Annotated in this window: 19 protein-coding genes and 1 tRNA gene; 11 read left to right on the forward strand and 9 right to left on the reverse strand. The window is 63.2% G+C overall.

Annotated elements, in window-relative coordinates; all coding sequences use genetic code 11:
• Positions 1-215: 215 nt before the first annotated feature.
• The gene (locus tag LB568_RS32855) at positions 216-1448 is read right to left on the reverse strand and encodes an ABC transporter substrate-binding protein (RefSeq protein ID WP_224732361.1); all 1233 of its coding nucleotides are present in this window, start codon (positions 1446-1448) and stop codon (positions 216-218) included.
• A gap of 183 nt (positions 1449-1631) precedes the next feature.
• Between LB568_RS32855 and LB568_RS32860 the strand changes: the two genes are divergently transcribed.
• From LB568_RS32860 to LB568_RS32870, 3 genes are read left to right on the forward strand one after another with little or no spacing between them, the layout of a single operon-like run.
• Complete coding sequence (locus tag LB568_RS32860; RefSeq protein WP_224732362.1) at positions 1632-2402, forward strand: SDR family NAD(P)-dependent oxidoreductase; 771 nt, start codon at positions 1632-1634, stop codon at positions 2400-2402.
• Between the two features lie 2 nt (positions 2403-2404).
• Positions 2405-3475 (forward strand): ABC transporter ATP-binding protein, encoded by a 1071-nt coding sequence (locus tag LB568_RS32865; protein WP_224732363.1) that lies wholly within the window; start codon positions 2405-2407, stop codon positions 3473-3475.
• 31 nt (positions 3476-3506) lie between these two features.
• Positions 3507-4388, forward strand: coding sequence for a MurR/RpiR family transcriptional regulator (locus LB568_RS32870; RefSeq protein ID WP_013892369.1), 882 nt, complete (start codon positions 3507-3509; stop codon positions 4386-4388).
• 108 nt (positions 4389-4496) lie between these two features.
• Here the strand turns inward: LB568_RS32870 and LB568_RS32875 are convergent, their stop codons facing one another.
• Both LB568_RS32875 and LB568_RS32880 read right to left on the reverse strand, forming a co-directional pair.
• Positions 4497-4808, reverse strand: a complete 312-nt coding sequence (locus LB568_RS32875) for a DUF167 family protein (RefSeq protein ID WP_140572984.1) — start codon at positions 4806-4808, stop codon at positions 4497-4499.
• 7 nt (positions 4809-4815) lie between these two features.
• On the reverse strand, positions 4816-5112 hold the full coding sequence (locus tag LB568_RS32880) for a YggT family protein (RefSeq protein WP_013892367.1): 297 nt from the start codon (positions 5110-5112) through the stop codon (positions 4816-4818).
• Between the two features lie 243 nt (positions 5113-5355).
• On the opposite strand from LB568_RS32880, the gene LB568_RS32885 reads away from it, so the two are divergent.
• The 6 genes from LB568_RS32885 to LB568_RS32910 all read left to right on the forward strand — a co-directional run bounded on the left by LB568_RS32885 (position 5356) and on the right by LB568_RS32910 (position 9478).
• Positions 5356-5775, forward strand: a complete 420-nt coding sequence (locus LB568_RS32885; protein WP_023777534.1) for a hypothetical protein — start codon at positions 5356-5358, stop codon at positions 5773-5775.
• Between the two features lie 252 nt (positions 5776-6027).
• Positions 6028-6103: transfer RNA gene (locus tag LB568_RS32890), tRNA-Ala, on the forward strand.
• A gap of 338 nt (positions 6104-6441) precedes the next feature.
• On the forward strand, positions 6442-7212 hold the full coding sequence (locus tag LB568_RS32895) for a helix-turn-helix domain-containing protein (RefSeq protein WP_013892365.1): 771 nt from the start codon (positions 6442-6444) through the stop codon (positions 7210-7212).
• 409 nt (positions 7213-7621) lie between these two features.
• Complete coding sequence (locus LB568_RS32900; RefSeq protein ID WP_224732364.1) at positions 7622-8680, forward strand: SagB/ThcOx family dehydrogenase; 1059 nt, start codon at positions 7622-7624, stop codon at positions 8678-8680.
• Between the two features lie 26 nt (positions 8681-8706).
• Entirely contained in the window at positions 8707-8958 is a 252-nt protein-coding gene (locus LB568_RS32905; protein WP_224732365.1) for a hypothetical protein, read from the forward strand.
• A gap of 196 nt (positions 8959-9154) precedes the next feature.
• Complete coding sequence (locus LB568_RS32910; protein WP_013892361.1) at positions 9155-9478, forward strand: hypothetical protein; 324 nt, start codon at positions 9155-9157, stop codon at positions 9476-9478.
• Between the two features lie 66 nt (positions 9479-9544).
• Here the strand turns inward: LB568_RS32910 and LB568_RS32915 are convergent, their stop codons facing one another.
• The 4 genes from LB568_RS32915 to LB568_RS32935 are packed head-to-tail and all read right to left on the reverse strand — an operon-like array spanning position 9545 to position 12741.
• On the reverse strand, positions 9545-10471 hold the full coding sequence (locus LB568_RS32915) for a TonB family protein (protein ID WP_224732366.1): 927 nt from the start codon (positions 10469-10471) through the stop codon (positions 9545-9547).
• Complete coding sequence (gene exbD, locus LB568_RS32920) at positions 10468-10935, reverse strand: TonB system transport protein ExbD (RefSeq protein ID WP_224732367.1); 468 nt, start codon at positions 10933-10935, stop codon at positions 10468-10470. The genes LB568_RS32915 and exbD overlap by 4 nt, the downstream gene beginning before the upstream one ends.
• Before the next feature lie 12 nt (positions 10936-10947).
• Positions 10948-11892, reverse strand: coding sequence for a tonB-system energizer ExbB (gene exbB / locus LB568_RS32925; RefSeq protein WP_263497370.1), 945 nt, complete (start codon positions 11890-11892; stop codon positions 10948-10950).
• 57 nt (positions 11893-11949) lie between these two features.
• Positions 11950-12741: an ATP-binding cassette domain-containing protein gene (locus LB568_RS32935; protein WP_224732370.1), complete on the reverse strand. Its 792-nt coding sequence runs from the start codon at positions 12739-12741 to the stop codon at positions 11950-11952.
• Positions 12742-13028: 287 nt separating this feature from the next.
• Between LB568_RS32935 and LB568_RS32940 the strand changes: the two genes are divergently transcribed.
• On the forward strand, positions 13029-13715 hold the full coding sequence (locus LB568_RS32940; protein ID WP_140572975.1) for a cysteine hydrolase family protein: 687 nt from the start codon (positions 13029-13031) through the stop codon (positions 13713-13715).
• A 6-nt stretch (positions 13716-13721) separates the two neighbouring features.
• Here LB568_RS32940 and LB568_RS32945 read toward each other — a convergent pair whose 3' ends face one another.
• Both LB568_RS32945 and LB568_RS32950 read right to left on the reverse strand, forming a co-directional pair.
• Positions 13722-14663, reverse strand: a complete 942-nt coding sequence (locus LB568_RS32945; protein ID WP_224732371.1) for an LLM class flavin-dependent oxidoreductase — start codon at positions 14661-14663, stop codon at positions 13722-13724.
• Positions 14664-14817: 154 nt separating this feature from the next.
• Positions 14818-14973 (reverse strand): hypothetical protein, encoded by a 156-nt coding sequence (locus tag LB568_RS32950; protein ID WP_023765981.1) that lies wholly within the window; start codon positions 14971-14973, stop codon positions 14818-14820.
• A 287-nt stretch (positions 14974-15260) separates the two neighbouring features.
• Between LB568_RS32950 and LB568_RS32955 the strand changes: the two genes are divergently transcribed.
• Complete coding sequence (locus LB568_RS32955; protein ID WP_013892353.1) at positions 15261-16028, forward strand: SDR family NAD(P)-dependent oxidoreductase; 768 nt, start codon at positions 15261-15263, stop codon at positions 16026-16028.
• Positions 16029-16124 lie beyond the last annotated feature (96 nt).

Below are 16124 nucleotides of genomic sequence, written 5' to 3' on the forward strand. Positions count from 1 at the left end.
GTGGTTCCCCCACTCCGTCTCGGCTTCGCCGAGCCACCTCTCCCCCCTCCGGAGGGAGAGGAAAGGAGCCTGGCTGGGCGGCGTTGACATCGACGAACTATCTCTCTGCTCGAGGCTGCAAGATGTGGCGCGCCCCGCCTGAGTCTGGGGCGCGCCACGGGCGCAGGGAGATACGCCCTATTCCTTCGGCAGCCCTTATTTCTTCAGCACTGCCCCTACTTCTTCAACACTGCATTGGCCTTCGCCGCCGCGTCCTTCAGGCCTGCCTCGGGGTCGCCGCCGAGATAGATCTTCTGCATGGCGTCCGACGTGATCTGGGCGACTTCTTCCCAACCCGGGATGACCGGCGCGAAGCGGGCATCGGGCAGGAGCGCGGTGAAGGCGGCCAGATCGGCGTTGTTGACGTAGTAATCCATCTTGGCCTCTTCCTTGTTCACCGGCAGGAAGCCTTCGCCTTGCGTGAACTTGGCGCGCTGCTCCGTGGTGAACAGGAAGTCCATCAGCTTCCAGGCCTCGTCCTTATTCTTGGAGTTCTTGAACATGATCATGGAATCGGTGACGCCATAGGTGCCGCGTGCGCCGGTCGGACCGGCCGGAATGGCGGCGACGCCGTATTTCAGCGTCGGCGCCTCGTCCTTGATCTGGTTGGACAGGAAGGGCGCGGTGATCATCATGCCGACCTTGCCCTGCTTGAACAGGTTCTGCACGTCCTCGCGGTTGTTGGAGGTGACGCCCGGTTCGGTCAGCCCCTCGTCGATTATCGACTTGTAGAGCTTGGCGGCTTCGAGCGCGCCCGGCGTGCCAAGGCCCGACGTGCCGTCCTTGTTGAGGATCTCGGTGCCTTGCGACCACATCGCGTAGTAGTAATAGACGTCGGTCTCGATCTCCTTGCCCTGCAGGCCGAACCCGAAGGCGCCGGTCCCCAGCGCCTTGATCTTGCGGGCGTCTTCCTGCAGCTCGGTCCAGGTTGCCGGCGGCTTGGCGATGCCGGCCTTCTCGAACAGTTCCTTGTTGTAATACATGGCGCGCGCCGAGGCGGCGATCGGCAGGCCGTAGGTCTTGCCGTTCATGATCGATGGCGACAGGAACGTGTCGATGAAGCGGTCCTTGAATTCAGGTGTGATGTAGCCATCGAGCGGCTCCGCGACGTCCTGCTGGACGAAGTCGATCAGCCAGCGCGTGCCGATGATCGACAGATCGGCATTTGTGCCGGCGGTGATGTCGGTGGTCAGCTTCTGCAGCAGCACATCCCACGGCACGACTTCGAACTTGACGGTGATGCCGGGATTCTTCGCCTCGAATTCCTTCTTCACTTCCTCGAAATAGGGGCCGGTCTTGGCGCTGTATTCGGCAACGGTGACCCGCACTTCACCCGCATTCGCCTGCGCCGCGAAGGCCAGCATGCTCATTCCGGCCATCAGGCCGACAGTCCATTTCGCAAGGTTCATCTGATCTCTCCCATTTTGTCCGCGCCTTTGCGCTCCTTGAGCCTGATCGTTGGCACAAGATTTATGTGACTTTCCTACATTATCGATGAATCGGCCGCATGCAAGCGGATTAATATGTTGCTTAATTACATTCCCTTCATTAGCCTGCCGGCATCTGCCTGACCTGCGGGAGGAGCAAGCGCCGTGGTTTCGAAAGCCGAATTCGAAGGCCGCACTGTCGTTGTCACGGGCGCCGGCGGTGGCCTTGGCTCGGCGATCGTCGCACTGCTGGCCGACAGGGGCGCGCGGGTGGTCGGCTGCGACCAGTCCGACGAGGCTCTGGCCAGCCCGCACCTTGCCTCGCGCCATGTTTTCAACCTTCTCGACCGGGCGTCGGTGGAGAAGGCCATCGCTGCCGTACTCGACAGGGATGGCGTGCCCGACATCCTGATCAACAATGCCGGCTGGACACGTGCCGAAACGCTGAAAGCGCTGACCGCGGACAAGATCGAGCACGAACTCGACCTCAACCTGACCGGGGTGATGATGTTCGCCGACCCCATTGCCAAGGCAATGGCCGCGCGCGGTTCGGGCAATGTCGTCTTCATCTCCTCCGTCAACGCCATCGCGCATTTCGGCAATCCCGCCTACGCCGCCGCCAAGGCCGGCATCAACGCCTATGCCAAATCGATCGCGGTCGAGCTTGGCCGCAGCGGCGTGCGCGCCAATGTCGTTTGCCCGGGATCGATCCGCACCGCCGCCTGGGACCATCGCCTTGCCAAGGATCCGGAGATCCTCGGCAAATTGCAGCGGCTCTACCCGCTCGGCCGCATCGTCAACGCTTCGGAAGTGGCCGAAGCAGTGGCCTTCCTTGCCTCGGACCGCGCATCGGGCATAACAGGCGTGGTGATGCCCGTGGATGCCGGGCTGACCGCAGGCTGCCTGCCCTTCATCGACGACATATTGGGAGCGTGACCATGACCGACGTCGAGTTTCGCGACCTGTCGAAATCCTTCGGCCAGCACAAGATCCTCGAGAACATAAGCCTCGATATCAAGAGCGGCGAGTTCGTGGTGCTGGTCGGCCCATCCGGCTGCGGCAAGTCGACCTTGCTGCGCATGCTGGCTGGCCTGGAGACGATCACCTCCGGTGACCTTTTGATCGGCGGCGTGCGTGCCAACGATTTGCCGCCGCAGCAGCGCAACATCGCCATGGTCTTCCAGTCCTATGCGCTATTCCCGCATCTCAAGGCCTCCGACAACATCGGCTTTGGCCCGAAGATCCGCGGCGAGACGCGCACGGCCATCGACGACAAGGTCAAGAAGGCCTCCGGCGTCCTCAACCTGTTCTCCTATCTCGACCGCTACCCCCGGCAATTGTCGGGCGGCCAGCGCCAGCGCGTCGCCATGGGACGCGCCATCGTGCGCGAGCCGTCGGTGTTCCTGTTCGACGAACCGCTGTCCAACCTCGATGCGCAGTTGCGCGTGCAGATGCGCGTCGAGATCAAGGCGCTGCATCAGCGGCTGAAATCGACCATCGTCTACGTCACCCACGACCAGATCGAGGCCATGACCATGGCCGACCGCATCGTCGTGATGGACCGCGGCCGTATCCAGCAGGTCGGGGCACCGCTCGAACTCTACGACAGGCCGGCCAACAAGTTCGTCGCCGGCTTCCTTGGCTCCCCGTCGATGAGCTTTGTCTCCGGGGCTCTCAAGACGACGCCCGAGAGGACCTGGTTCGAGTCGATCGGCGGCGGCCGGCTTGCGCTTGCCGGCAACCCGCGGCCGGCCGGCAGCGCGGTCGAGGCCGGCATCCGGCCCGAGCACTTCATCATCGGCGAAGCGGCCGACGCCATGGCGCTGAAGGTGGATGTGGTCGAGCCGACCGGCTCCGAGACCCATGTCTATGGTTCCATTGGTGTCGACGCGGTGCGTGCCGTGTTCCGCGACAGGGTGCCGGTCAGGCCTGGCGATCTGCTGCCGGTCTCGGTCGATCCCGGCAAAATCCATCTGTTCGACACGGCGACGGGCCTGCCGCTGAGATGACGACGGAAGCGCCAATGACGAATACACGCGCATGAAGACGCCGGCCGACATCATCACGCGGCTGCAGCTGATATCGCAGGACGGCACCAAGTCGGACCGTCGGCTGGCCGGCCTGGTGCTGTCCGATCTCGACTTCGCCTCCAAGGCGGCGATTTCGGAGATCGCCGGGCGCGTCGGCGTCAGCGAACCGACGGTGACCCGCTTCTGCCGCAATCTCGGCTGTGAGGGCTTGCGCGATTTCAAGTTCTACCTAGCGCAGGCGATCGCCATCGGCGGCCAGTATCTTTCGCCCGAGCCGCTGAGCCGCGACGCGCGCGAGCAGCGCATCGCTTCCGCCATCACCGAAGCGGCGATCTCAGCCATCCAGCGCGCCAGCGAGAACCTCGACATGACGACGCTGGTCGCCGTCGCCGAGCGGCTCGCGACGTCGGGCAACGTTCTGTGCATCGGCTCCGGCGGCATCTCCTCGATGATGGCGACCGAGATGCAGAACCGGCTGTTCCGGCTCGGCCTGCCGGTGCTGGCGCAGATCGACGGCCAGCTGCAGCGCATGTACGCCGCCGTTGCCACGCCCGAAACCACACTGGTCGCCTTTTCCGTCTCAGGCTATGCGCGTTCAGTCATCGAAGCGGTACAGGTCGCCCAGCAATATGGCGCCACCACTATCGCCATCACCGCGCCGGACTCTGCCCTGGCCAAGGTCGCCGACACGGTCATCCATCTGCAGCCGCTCGAGGACGGCAACATCTACAAGCCGACATCGTCGCGCTATGCGCTGCTGGCGATCGTCGACATGCTCGTGACGTCGGTAGCCGAGACGCGCGGCCCGAAGGTGCTGGAGAATTTGCGCCGCATCAAGCAGAGCGTGAACACGCTGAAGGTCGACGACCCGCGTTTGCCGCTCGGCGATTGAGAGCCTGCCGATCTCCTCCCTCGTGGGGGAATGTCCGGCAAGACAGAGGGGGCGCTGTCCCGCAGACAGATCAAGGGGCTCCATGTCGCACAAGCGGTGGATCCTGGATCAGCCGCCGAGCGCTTCAATGCTCCGTGACAGCGCCTCCGGATCGCCCGAGACACGCAGCGTCTTCAGCCTGGCCGTACCGCCAGCGACAACCGAAACGGCCGAAACAGGCACTCCCAGCGTCTTGGCGGCCAGTCTTTCCAGTGCTTGATTGGCGGCGCCGTTTTCCGGCACGGCGCGGACCCGCGCCTTCAGGTGGCTTCGCCCGTCCGCCGCCGTTTCGACGCCTTCGAGCCTGTCCACGGAAGATTTCGGCGTCAGCCGCACGAACAGATCGATGCCGTTGTCGCGGATGCGGAACGGCGCGCTCATGCGGTCGTCAGGCGCCCAGCAGCAGCGGCGCCACCGTGGTGAGGATGAACTGCCTGAGGAAGAACAGGATCAAAAGCAGGATGATCGGCGAGATGTCGATGCCGCCAAGGTCCGGCATGAAGCGGCGGATCGGCCGCAGCGCCGGCTCGGTCAGCCGGTAGAGCATGTTGCCGATGCTGCCGACGAACTGGTTGCGCGAGTTGACGACGTTGAAGGCATAGAGCCAGGAAAAGATCGCCGAGGCGATGATGACCCACCAGTAGAGGTCGAGCGCCATGACGATTGTTTGAATGAGGGCGAGCATGCCGGTCTCCAATTGTTGCCGACATGTAGCCATTGCATGCGATACGGGCAAGGGCTGGCTTTGCATGGGCGCCAATGCCGAACCATGACCGTTTTTCGCTCGGCTCGATGCCGGTGTGTCAAAAATGGTCCGGTCACGGCACCGAGGCTTCATGGACAAAGCCAATCCCCAAGCTCTACAAACCGGCCGCGGGCACGCGCGACGTGAGTCGGCTAGACCCCGATTTGTTTCAAAGGAAAATGCATGCACATTCGGTCGATGATTGTACGGTTGGGAACAGTCGCCTTGGTGGCGGTTGGGGCATTCGCCTTGCCGGCCCAGGCCGAAGGATTCCAAAACATCGTGCTTTCGGCCACCGAGCATGCGGAGCAGACGCAGGCGACATTTTCACCGGACACGGCGAAGATTTTCCTCTCCGCCGACCTGACGGACGAGGTGGCTTCGGGATCAAAGCTCACCGTGAGCTGGATTTCGGTCGATTCCGGCGGTGTTGCGCCGGCGAACTACAAGATCGACGAGGTCAACTTCGAAATCGGCGCGATCGACAACCACGTCGACTCCTCGATGACCAAGCCGGATGCCGGCTGGCCGGTCGGTACCTATCAGGTGCAGATCGCTGTCGACGGCACTGTGAAGGAAACGGTCGATTTTTCCGTGAAGTGACCGGCGGCGCCAATTGGCGTCTCCTTCACAACCGTCGTTGAACGGTGCAATCCGTCATCACCGACACCGAGGTGAGGCAGGAAGCGGCGGATGGCCGCTTGTTGCCGATCGTGCCGACGAATGGACGAATACGCGAAACCGGCAAGGCCGCGTTCCACCGGCGGTGACCTGACGTCGAGCGGTCGATAAATTCGGCAAAACGCCGCCTTGACAGAAAACCGCCACGCCCGATAAATGCGCCATCCGTTGGACGGGGCTGTAGCTCAGCTGGGAGAGCGCGTCGTTCGCAATGACGAGGTCAGGAGTTCGATCCTCCTCAGCTCCACCAGCGGAATAATCGATTTTCCCCTTTTGCTGCGCCGCCAAGACGCAAGCAGCGTCCCATGGATCGCTCATGCATCGCGATGCGGCGCCTCGGCGCCGATACCCCCAAAAAAGGCCACGGGCCATTTCACGCGGTTTCCAAGGCAAGACGATTGTCAATTGGACTTATGGCGATGGCCACTGCGGGATCGACGCTATTTTTTTTGCAAGCCGCCCCATTAGACTGGCGTTTTCAAATCAGTTTTTTCTGTGTGTTGTGACAAGGCGTTTCGGTGGTGGCGACCCGAAGACGCTATATGGAATCCGAATCGAAATGAAGAATTCGCCTGCGAAAGCAAAGACGTGTCCATTCGCGAGAATCTCGCTGCAAATCTCAGACGGCTCTGCAAGGATCATGCCTCCGTTAGCGCGGTATGCCGTGAGTTGGGTATCAACCGCACACAGTTCGAACGTTACCTGCAGGGGCAGACCGTTCCGAACAAGGCCACTGCCAAGCTGATTTGCGACTACTTCCACATCAGCGAACCCGAACTGTACCGGGATCCGGGTACGCCCGAGCCCACGGTAGCCGGCCTGCCGCCGATTTCCGAAACCCTGTTCAAACAGATGATCCGCCCGCCCGCCCCATCGATCGCTGGAGGCACCTATTTCACCTATTTTTCGATTCCGGCCCGTCCTGATCTGTTGATGCGGTCGGTGACCTTCGTGCGCCGCGAGGCCGAACTGGTCACGTTCCGCAGGGTCACCGGATGGTCGGAGCGCCGTGGCTCGACTTGGGCGCGGGCGCGCGGCAACCACTATGGCGTGGCCATCTCGCGCCTGAACTGGATCTATTTCAGCGGCGTAAACCGCCGCCAGACCGGCGAACCGTCCCTGATCTCCGTTCAATGGGCTCCCATCTCCGAACCGGTGCTGATCGGCAAGGCCATGCTTCTGACCGAGGCCGGGCCGGCATTCGTATCGGTCATCATGCGGCAGGATCTGTCCGGCATCCCGGCACGGCATGCGATCCGCATGGCGCATGTCGTCGGGTTTGACGATCCGGCCATCGATCAGCTGGTCGTCAGTCTTGCCCGCGATTGGCAAGACCAGTCTCCTGGTTACGCTAAATAAGAATAAGGATACCCAGAAAAAGCGTATGCTCCCGATTGGCCACTCCATATCTGAGCAAAATCGATTTTTTAGACTTTATGGGCGAGAAAGATATTTTAGAGAACATTAGCTTTACTATAATTTTAACAAACTGTTAACTCTTTCGACCTTACCTTTCTTCTCGCGGATCCCGCTGTGGGGATCTCTCAACAGATCCCATTGGGGGTCGGGAAAGGGACGAAAATGGCCAAGAAAGTGAACAATGCCCCGAAGCTGACGGTCGCCGCGGGCACGCAGACGGTCTTCTTCTCGCAGGGCATGCACTACAACAAGCGCTGAAGTCGCTCGGTGTCCGACAGGCCGTCGGCCTGTCGGTGCCTTGCTTCCACAAGGTGCCTCGCTTCCACAAACGGCATTCAGCATCATGAAAATGCGCTCTTCGAAAACGCTTGTCTTCTACCCCGGGACCAACAAGGTCACGGCCTGCAATTTCCTGACCAGAAGTGTCTTCGAATGCAGCCCCGAGGTGATCGGCCTCCTCGCGTCCTGGGACGAATGGGCCTCCACGGCGGAGATCGCGCGTGCCCACGGATGGTCGAAGGCCGAGCTGAATACCGTCGTCCCGCAACTGCTTGATTTTTCCGCTCTGATCACCGCCGGTTCGCCGCTGGCCGAGCAGGAGACACAATTCTCCGGGCAATGGAACTGGGGGCTCCCGACCGCGCTGATGCATTTCTGCGTCCAGGACTCGGAGTTCATGACCATCGAACAGGCCGAGGCTCGGCAGATCGAACGCGCCGGGCACGTCGCGCAGCCCGACCTCCTGCTCAAGAACGCCGCGGGCGCCATTGCGCTGCCAAGCGCACTGGATGACAATGAACTCCTCGCCTTGATGGCGCAGCGCCGCACCAATCGCACGGCGGCCGCGCCCACCATCACTGCAAAACAGCTTTCCGACTGCCTGTTCGCGGGCATGGGCATCACCGGCGAAACCAGCAATTGCGTTGGCACCCTGCCGCTGGGGATGACCCCTTCTGGCGGCGCGCGAAACCCTTATGAAGCCTATGTGATCGCGCTGGGCGTCGAGGGCCTGGAGCCTGGCGTCTATCACTATTCCGCCGCTGATCACGATCTCGGCAGGATCTCGGCCAACCATCTGCCGAAGATCTCCGAACTGGTCGGCGGGCAGGAATGGGCGGATGCCATGCCTTGCCTCATCCTGCTTTGCGCCAGCCTCGACCGCACCATGTGGAAATATGAGGATGCCAACGCCTATCGCGTCGTGCTGATCGAAGCCGGCCATATCGGACAGAACATGATGTTGGCGGCAACCAGGCACGGTTTGTCGGCCTGCCCCACGGCCGCGCTCAGCCATACGGCGATCAAGCGTCTTCTCGGCCTCGACCGCCTCACCGACGCACCGATCTATGCCTTGACCCTCTCGACCCCGGAACCAGGCCCGCATTCGGCGGGTCGGTCAATTAATTAGCCGCCTCAATATGACAGGAGCACCACGTGGCAAATCAGTCCCTACGTCAGTCGGAGATCGATAGCCTTCAATATATCGCGTCGATGACCAATGAGCTGGTGCAGATGGCCGAAGCAAGCCGTTTTCCCATGATCTCTTATCTGCTGGGCATGGCCTATGCCGAGGCCTTCGATGTCTTGCGCGGCGCGCGGCCGGCAAGGCATGCGCAACTCAGCGGCAATGCGATGCATCCTCCGCTGCGTGCAAAGGAAAATCACGCTCAGCCAAGGAGAGCGTAGTCGGATGCAGTCGCCAGCCTTGTGCGCGCCGGCGGGCTCGTCGCCGAACCGGTAGGAGACACTTTGTGCGCTGCAACGCCTGCTGCCGCTCCTGAGAAAGGCAGCCGCAGACCTCGACCATGCCGGAATGGTCTACTGGTTCGAGCAGGCCAAAGCCGAGATTGCCAACATACGCAGAGAATTGAGGGGACCGCAGATGAACATGATCGCCGCCATCAGGGCCGCCGACGCCAGCGAAAGCGTCTTCGGCCGGCTCCATGCCCTGATTTCCAGCCGGCCGGCATCACCGGATGCCGCGCGCGGCGAGGCCCGTCAACTGATTTCCACGGCAGTGGCCGACACCTGGCAAGCCGACAGCCTCTGGGGCGCGGCGGACGCTTTCCATGCCCATTTCGACTTCATGATGCAGACCGTCGAGATCAATGGTCCCGGCGATCCGAACCTCGCGACCCTGCGCACGAAATGCCGCTTCTACCTGGAGCAGGTCGAAGCGCTGTGCCAGTCGATGAGCCTTCGGTAGAGAGCCGGTTTCGGTTTTTCCCGGGATTGCTTCAGTTTCCCGGATTGCTTCAGTTTCCGGATTGCATCAGTTCCGAAGGCTGAACACGAAGGGCGCAGTGCGGCTGACGTGCTCGCCGAGTTCCGGTGGGGGTGCCGGAACGGTGGCCCCCTGCAGTACGGCAAGCGCGGCCCGATCGAGTTCGGCGTCGCCGGACGAGCGCACGACACGTGCCGATATCACCCGCCCGGATCCGTCCACCGTGAAGGTTACGTTGGTATTGCCTTGCGCGCCCCTGGATTTCGCGGCGCTCGGATAACGCTTGTGCCGATTGATCCATGCCGTCAGCCGCGACTCCCACTTGGCCGGGCTGATACCTGAAAACCCTGCCGACGACTTCGGCGCTGCCGCCGTGGCCGCCGGCCTGCTGTTCGCGCTTGCGGCGGCCACTGTCCTTGCCGGCTCCGCCTTTTCCTTCCTTGGCCGTGGCTTGGGCTTTTCGACCGGCTTTTTCGCCTTGGCCTGGACCGGCTTCTTTTCCTCGGGCTGCTCGAGCGGCTTTGGCTGTGGCAGCGGAACGACGACCTCCGGCGCGACCGTCTCGACGACATCGGGAACGACCACTTCCAGCGGCGGCTGGTCGACCGGTTCCGCTTCGCTTGTCTCTGTCGGCTCGATCTCGTCGGGAGGCGCCGTTTCCGCCTGCTCCGTCGGCTGCGCCCGCTCTACCACTTTCTCGGGCTCGGCTTCGGTCTCCTCGACCGGCTCGGTCCGGTCGGGTACCGCCGCATCCAGCATCGCCTGTTCCGCCGGCGTGACCACCATCGGCGACATCTCGATCACCAGCGCCGGCGGCGGCCCGCCATCCGTCTCGATCGGACTGAAGCTCTGCACCGCATAGGCGACTGCGACATGAGCGCCGAGCACCAGCGCGGCTGCGCCTGCCCACAAGCCAAGGTCGCGCCAACGAAGGCGCGACAGCTCGGCCGTGGGCATGGCGGCCGCTTGTGTCATGGCGCTGCCGCTCCGGTGGCGGCGGGTGCGGGGGCGTCAGCCGCGGGCACCGTCTCCAGGCCGACCAGCGCGATCTTCAGATAGCCGGCGCCGCGCAACAGGTTCATCGCTTCCATCAGGTCGCCATAGGCGACCGCCTTGTCGGCGCGCAGGAAGATGCGCGTCTGCTTGTCGCCCTTGGTCTTGCCGTCCAGCGTCGCGGCGAAGACCGGGCGCGGCACGGTGTCGTTGCCGATCGCCAGCGTCAGGTCATCCTTCAACGTCAGGAACAGCGGCGTTTCCGGCCGTGGCGCGGGCGTTGCAGTCGATCCCGGCAGGTCGACATTGACATCCACCGTCGCCAGCGGTGCCGCGACCATGAAGATGATCAGGAGCACCAGGATGACATCGATGAAGGGCGTGACGTTGATCTCGTGGCTTTCCTCGATATCGTCATCCATGGTCTGGCGGATCCTGCTTCCCATCCTATGCTCCCGCTACTCCGCCGCCATCGCCGGCGCGGGCGCGACCGTGCGGAAATCCAGGTCACGGCTGACCAGCCGTTCGACGCCGGCCGACGCATCGGCCAGGATCTGCCGGTAGCCGGCTATCGAGCGCGCGAAGACGTTGTAGATGACGACCGCCGGTATCGCCGTGACGAGCCCCATCGCGGTGGCCAGCAGCGCTTCGGCGATGCCGGGTGCGACCAGGGCGAGATTGGTGGTCTGCGCCTGCGATATGCCGATGAAGGCATTCATGATGCCCCAGACGGTCCCGAACAGACCGACAAAAGGCGCGGTCGAGCCGATCGTCGCCAGCACGCCGGTACCGCGCGACATGCGCCGCGATGCCGCCGCCTCGATGCGCGACAGGCGCGAGGTGACCCGCTCCTTCAGCCCGTCGCCCGAGACATGGTCGAGCGCGCCGGCGGAGAGCGCGGTCTCTTCCTCCGCCGCCCGCACCAGGAGTGCGCCGGGACCGCCGCTGCGATCGAGCGCGCGGCTCGCCTGCTTCAACGTTGCGGCATCGCCGATCGCGCGGACGGCGCGGCTGATGCGCAGCTTGCCGGCAAGAATCTCCAGCGATTTCGCCAGCCATATCGTCCAGGTGACGAGGGACGCGAAGGCCAATCCGATCATCACCCCTTTCACGACGATGTCGGCGGCCATGAACATGCCCCATGGCGACAGGTCGTGCGGCAAGGTCAGCTCCATTGCCGCCGAAGATCCGGCTGTCGCATTCGGCGCGCCAGCTGGCTGCTGTTGCGCGGGTGCCATCGTGGCCGGTGCGGCAGCCGCCGGTGAGACTGGTGCAACGGGTGCCGCGGCAGCAGGTGCCTCGACAGCGGGGGCGGTGCCGGCCGGTTGCTCCTGGGCCGTCGCGCTGGCAGCCGACAGGATCATCGATGCGACCAACGCCGCCAACAAACCATTTCTCGACAAGAGCCTCTTCCTTGTTTTCACAGCGGCGCGCCGCTTCCTGTTTCCCGCCGCCTCGGCCTACTGCACGTAGCCGACGGGTTGGCCGGTGACGGGGTGCGCGAACACGCCCATCTCCACGCCAAAAATGCCTTTCAGCACATCGCCCCGCATGATTTCGCCGGGGATGCCGCGCGTCAGCAGCTTGCCGTCCTTCAAGGCGATCAGTTCGTCGCAATAGCGCGCCGCCATATTGGGATCGTGCAGCACCACGACGACGCAGAGGTCGCGCTTGCGGCTGAGCTCCCGGACCAGCCCCAGCACCTCGACCTGATGGGCGATGTCGAGCGCCGAGATCGGCTCGTCGAGCAGCATGACGCCTGCATTCTGCGCCACCAGCATGGCAAGCCAGGCGCGCTGGCGCTCGCCGCCCGACAATTCATCCACCAGCCGGTCGGCGAAACCGTCCATGTCGGTCAGGCCAAGCGCTTCCTCGACATGCCGCTTGTCCTCGGAACCGAAGCGGCCGAGCGCGCCATGCCAGGGATAGCGCCCCAGCATCGCCAGCTCGCGCACGGTGAGGCCGGTCGCCACCGGCGTCGTCTGCGGCAGGTAGGCAAGCGCGCGGGCGAACTCACGCGCACCCCATTGCGGCAGCAGTCGTTTGGCGAAGGTGATGGCGCCGGAACTTGCCGGCTGCTGGCGTGCCAGAAGCTTGATCAGCGTCGATTTGCCAGAGCCGTTGTGGCCGATCAGCCCATAGACGCGCGAGCGCTGCAGTTCGAGCGAAACCGGACCGAGCAGCGTCCGCTCGCCGACGGCAAAACGCACCGCGTCGATTTGAAAGGCAGTCTCGGCTCCAGCCACGGTCATGGCTCTTCTCCAGTGCGGCCGCCGGACTTCCAATTTCTGGCGCCGGCAGGCAGGTGCCCGGTTGACTATGAAACATGACCTTATTAGTCAACATTGAAGATGACTGCAACGGTCAACAATTCGTCGTGACAGCCGATGTCGCGACCGGATTCTGAGAGACAGGGGGCTCCACCGGATGATCAGCGGACGCGGACCAAGCGGGAGAGGCGCAAACACGCGCAATGATGCCCAGCATCTAGTGTCGGCGCGTTGAACCATTATGGTTGGCCGAAAACAGGGAGCCACCGATGATCAAGGCAACGCCCTTCGACTTCCCCTATGACGGCATGCTGGTCGCCGAAAACACCGCGCTCGTCGTCATCGACCTGCAGCAGGATTTCCTGTCGACGACGGGCTATTTCGCCAGGCAGGGATATGACCCTTCACCGCTGCGGGCGATCCTGCCGACCGTGAACCGGCTGATATCAGCCGCCCGCAGAGCCGGCATCACCATCATCCACACCAGGCAAGGATACCGCGCCGACATGGCCGACATGACGCCCTACGAGAAATGGCGCCGCAAGCGCTCCGGCCTCGACGGCACCGAGATCCTGCTGCGTTCGGGTCCGGGATTTCAGATCGTTCCGGAGATCGATGTCGCGCCTGATGACATCATCGTCGACAAGACCTGCAACAGCGCCTTCACCTACACGGATTTCGAGCTCGTGCTGCGCGCGCAAGGCATCACGCATCTGATGTTTTCCGGATGCACGACCGATGTCTGCGTCCACACCACGTTGCGCGAGGCCTGCGACCGCAATTTTCAGTGCCTGACGATCTCGGACGCCTGCGCCAGTGGTGACCGGCAAGCGCACCAGGCGGCGCTTCACATGGTGACGGTCGAGGATGGTGTCTTCGGCGCGCTGGCCGATTCAACCGCTGTGATCGACGGCCTGTCGCGGCTTGGCGACAGGCCTGCAACAACAAAGGACTGATGAACCTCAACCTGCGGCGCGAGTCTCCGGCCCTGTGCGAGACGCATACGCCCCGGGCTGGAAGGCATCATCTTCGCGACGCGCCAGCGAATTGCGCAGCAAGGCGAGCGTTTCCCGGCCGACCGTCGCGATCTCGCGCGGCGTGTCCACGCCCACGATCATGAACTCATCGATCCCGAGAGCCGTATAGGCAAGCAGCGACAGGGCGACCTGAGCCGGTGGCCCGGACAGGTCGACCGCTTTGTGGCCCGTGGCGGACGCACCCCGGTGAATCCGGACCGGAAGCGCGAAGCGCAGCTTGCCGGCGCGGCCATGTTCGGCGGCAGCGCCACGCGCCCGCTCCATCAATTGCCTGATTTCATCGATCGAGCCCGGCGCCAGTTCGAAGACATCGGCATGCCGGCCGGCCACCTTGAGCGCCGTTCCGGATTGTCCGCCCATGCGGATGACGAGATCGGCGCCGTGAGGCCCCTGGCGCGGCACATAGCCGCCCTTGATGCTGTAGAAGGCGCCTTCATGGTCGAAGGGCCGGTCGTTCGACCACAGCCGCTTCAAGAGCACCAGATATTCGTCGATGCGCTGCCAGACGACGCCATGTCCGACCGGCCGTGTATCGGCATCGTCATCGTTCAACGGCTCGCTGATCATCCTGAGCGCCAGCCGTCCGCCGCTTTCCCTGTCGATCGATGCCAGCTGGCGGGCCGCCACCGTCGGTTCGATCACGCCGGCCCAGTGGGTGAGCATCACTTCCAGCGAAGCGGTGCGGTTAAGCACCTGGGAAGCGAGATCCATATTGGTCAGCAGCCCCGCCGAATCGTCGACGACGATCTTGCGGAAGCCGCTCTCCTCGATCAGCCCGAGCTTGGTCGCCGTCTCGGCGAAATCATAGAAGAAGGGCGCCGTGGCATCGGCGGTCTTGCCGGGTACATGCGTGAATTCGATCGGCATTTCATCTCCTCCATTTCTGGAATCATGGATGCGGTGAAGTTCGAATCCCGGCCGCGCGCAAGCGCACCGGGAATCCGGTTCATTCAACTCCGATTGCCTGAAAATATGGGGCAACTAGCTCCGTCAGTCTGATGTCTCGTGGCCAGCCTGAGGCTCAGGGAATAAGGCCGAGAACGACCGCCCCGGTGAACACGAACGCAAGGGCAAAGACCAGATAGGCGAAAGCGCCGGCATAGGCCGGTCGAAAGGTCTGGGCATTGGCCACTCTCTGGCCGCTGCTGTCAGTCTGAGCGTTCTGGATATAGGACATATCGACCTCCGTCTCGCTGGTTAATCTATAAAACTTGTAGACTTTGTCGATTGCTATTTTTTGGCCAAAAGCAGAATTATTTTCCTATTTCGGCCAACAGATTGGTTGCGGATTGCTGAGAGCGCTTGTCAGCGCGATGGATCGGCGGGGCGTTCGCATTGCCGCGAAGCGACCGAAAGGACCTATGTCCTTGTTCCCGCTGTGCCCAATTCGTCCATTGGCCGCCCGCTGCGCGCGCGGTAGCATCGCCCGAGCACACGAAGACCATCAACCATGGGGAACTGAAAATGGGCACGAGACTGGCCGGCAAGGTCGCCATCATTTCGGGCGGCGCCACGGGAATGGGCGGAGCGGCCTCGGAACTGTTTGCCGCCGAAGGCGCCAAGGTCGCGATCATCGACCGCAATCGCGAGGCGGCAGCCGCCACGGCGGCGGCGATACGTGCGCGGGGACACATAGCCGAGCATTTCGTCGCCGACGTGTCCGACGAAGCGCAGGTCGAGGCCGCGGTGAAAGGGGCGACCGAAAAGCTCGGCCCGGTCACCGTGCTGTTCAACCACGCCGGCACCATCGTCATCAAACCCTTCCTGGAGACGACGGTTCAGGAATGGGATTGGTTGCACGCCGTCAATGTCCGCTCGATGTTCCTGATGACGCGCGCCGTGCTGCCCGGCATGATCGCGGCCGGCGGCGGCTCGATCGTCTGCACCTCGTCGATCTCGGCGGTGGCGGCGACGCCGATGGAGGTGCTCTACGACACCACCAAGGGCGCCTGCCACATGTTCGCCCGCGCCATCGCCGTCGAATTCCGCGACCGCAACATCCGCTGCAACGCCGTCTGCCCCGGCTTCATCCGCACGCCGCACGGCCTGCGCGAGGTCGCCGATCTCGGCAGGCTCGGCATCGATGTCTCCGACGCGGCGCTTGCCGCACAGCAGGGCCGGATCGGCGAGCCGGAAGAGGTGGCCAAGGCAGCGCTGTACCTCGCCAGCGACGAATCGAGCTTCGTCAACGGCACGCATCTGTTCGTCGACAATGGTTTTACGGCGATGTGAGGCGACAGCCTGGCGCCTTCCTCTCCCCCGTCGATCGGGGGAGAGGTGTCGAGCGAAGCTCGACGGAGTGGGGGTCGGCCCGCGGCGCGGGACAGG

Origin of the sequence: Mesorhizobium sp. B263B2A, assembly GCF_020165775.1 — a bacterium.
Classification (GTDB): Bacteria; Pseudomonadota; Alphaproteobacteria; order Rhizobiales; family Rhizobiaceae; genus Mesorhizobium; species Mesorhizobium opportunistum.

Coding starts and splice junctions, on each gene's coding strand:
- LB568_RS32855 (WP_224732361.1), bottom strand. CDS start 1,448: ATGAACCTTGCGAAATGGACTGTCGGCCTGATGGCCGGAATGAGCATG.
- LB568_RS32865 (WP_224732363.1), top strand. CDS start 2,405: ATGACCGACGTCGAGTTTCGCGACCTGTCGAAATCCTTCGGCCAGCAC.
- LB568_RS32870 (WP_013892369.1), top strand. CDS start 3,507: ATGAAGACGCCGGCCGACATCATCACGCGGCTGCAGCTGATATCGCAG.
- LB568_RS32875 (WP_140572984.1), bottom strand. CDS start 4,808: ATGAGCGCGCCGTTCCGCATCCGCGACAACGGCATCGATCTGTTCGTG.
- LB568_RS32880 (WP_013892367.1), bottom strand. CDS start 5,112: ATGCTCGCCCTCATTCAAACAATCGTCATGGCGCTCGACCTCTACTGG.
- LB568_RS32885 (WP_023777534.1), top strand. CDS start 5,356: ATGCACATTCGGTCGATGATTGTACGGTTGGGAACAGTCGCCTTGGTG.
- LB568_RS32900 (WP_224732364.1), top strand. CDS start 7,622: ATGCGCTCTTCGAAAACGCTTGTCTTCTACCCCGGGACCAACAAGGTC.
- LB568_RS32910 (WP_013892361.1), top strand. CDS start 9,155: ATGAACATGATCGCCGCCATCAGGGCCGCCGACGCCAGCGAAAGCGTC.
- LB568_RS32915 (WP_224732366.1), bottom strand. CDS start 10,471: ATGACACAAGCGGCCGCCATGCCCACGGCCGAGCTGTCGCGCCTTCGT.
- exbD (WP_224732367.1), bottom strand. CDS start 10,935: ATGGGAAGCAGGATCCGCCAGACCATGGATGACGATATCGAGGAAAGC.
- LB568_RS32935 (WP_224732370.1), bottom strand. CDS start 12,741: ATGACCGTGGCTGGAGCCGAGACTGCCTTTCAAATCGACGCGGTGCGT.
- LB568_RS32940 (WP_140572975.1), top strand. CDS start 13,029: ATGATCAAGGCAACGCCCTTCGACTTCCCCTATGACGGCATGCTGGTC.
- LB568_RS32945 (WP_224732371.1), bottom strand. CDS start 14,663: ATGCCGATCGAATTCACGCATGTACCCGGCAAGACCGCCGATGCCACG.
- LB568_RS32950 (WP_023765981.1), bottom strand. CDS start 14,973: ATGTCCTATATCCAGAACGCTCAGACTGACAGCAGCGGCCAGAGAGTG.
- LB568_RS32955 (WP_013892353.1), top strand. CDS start 15,261: ATGGGCACGAGACTGGCCGGCAAGGTCGCCATCATTTCGGGCGGCGCC.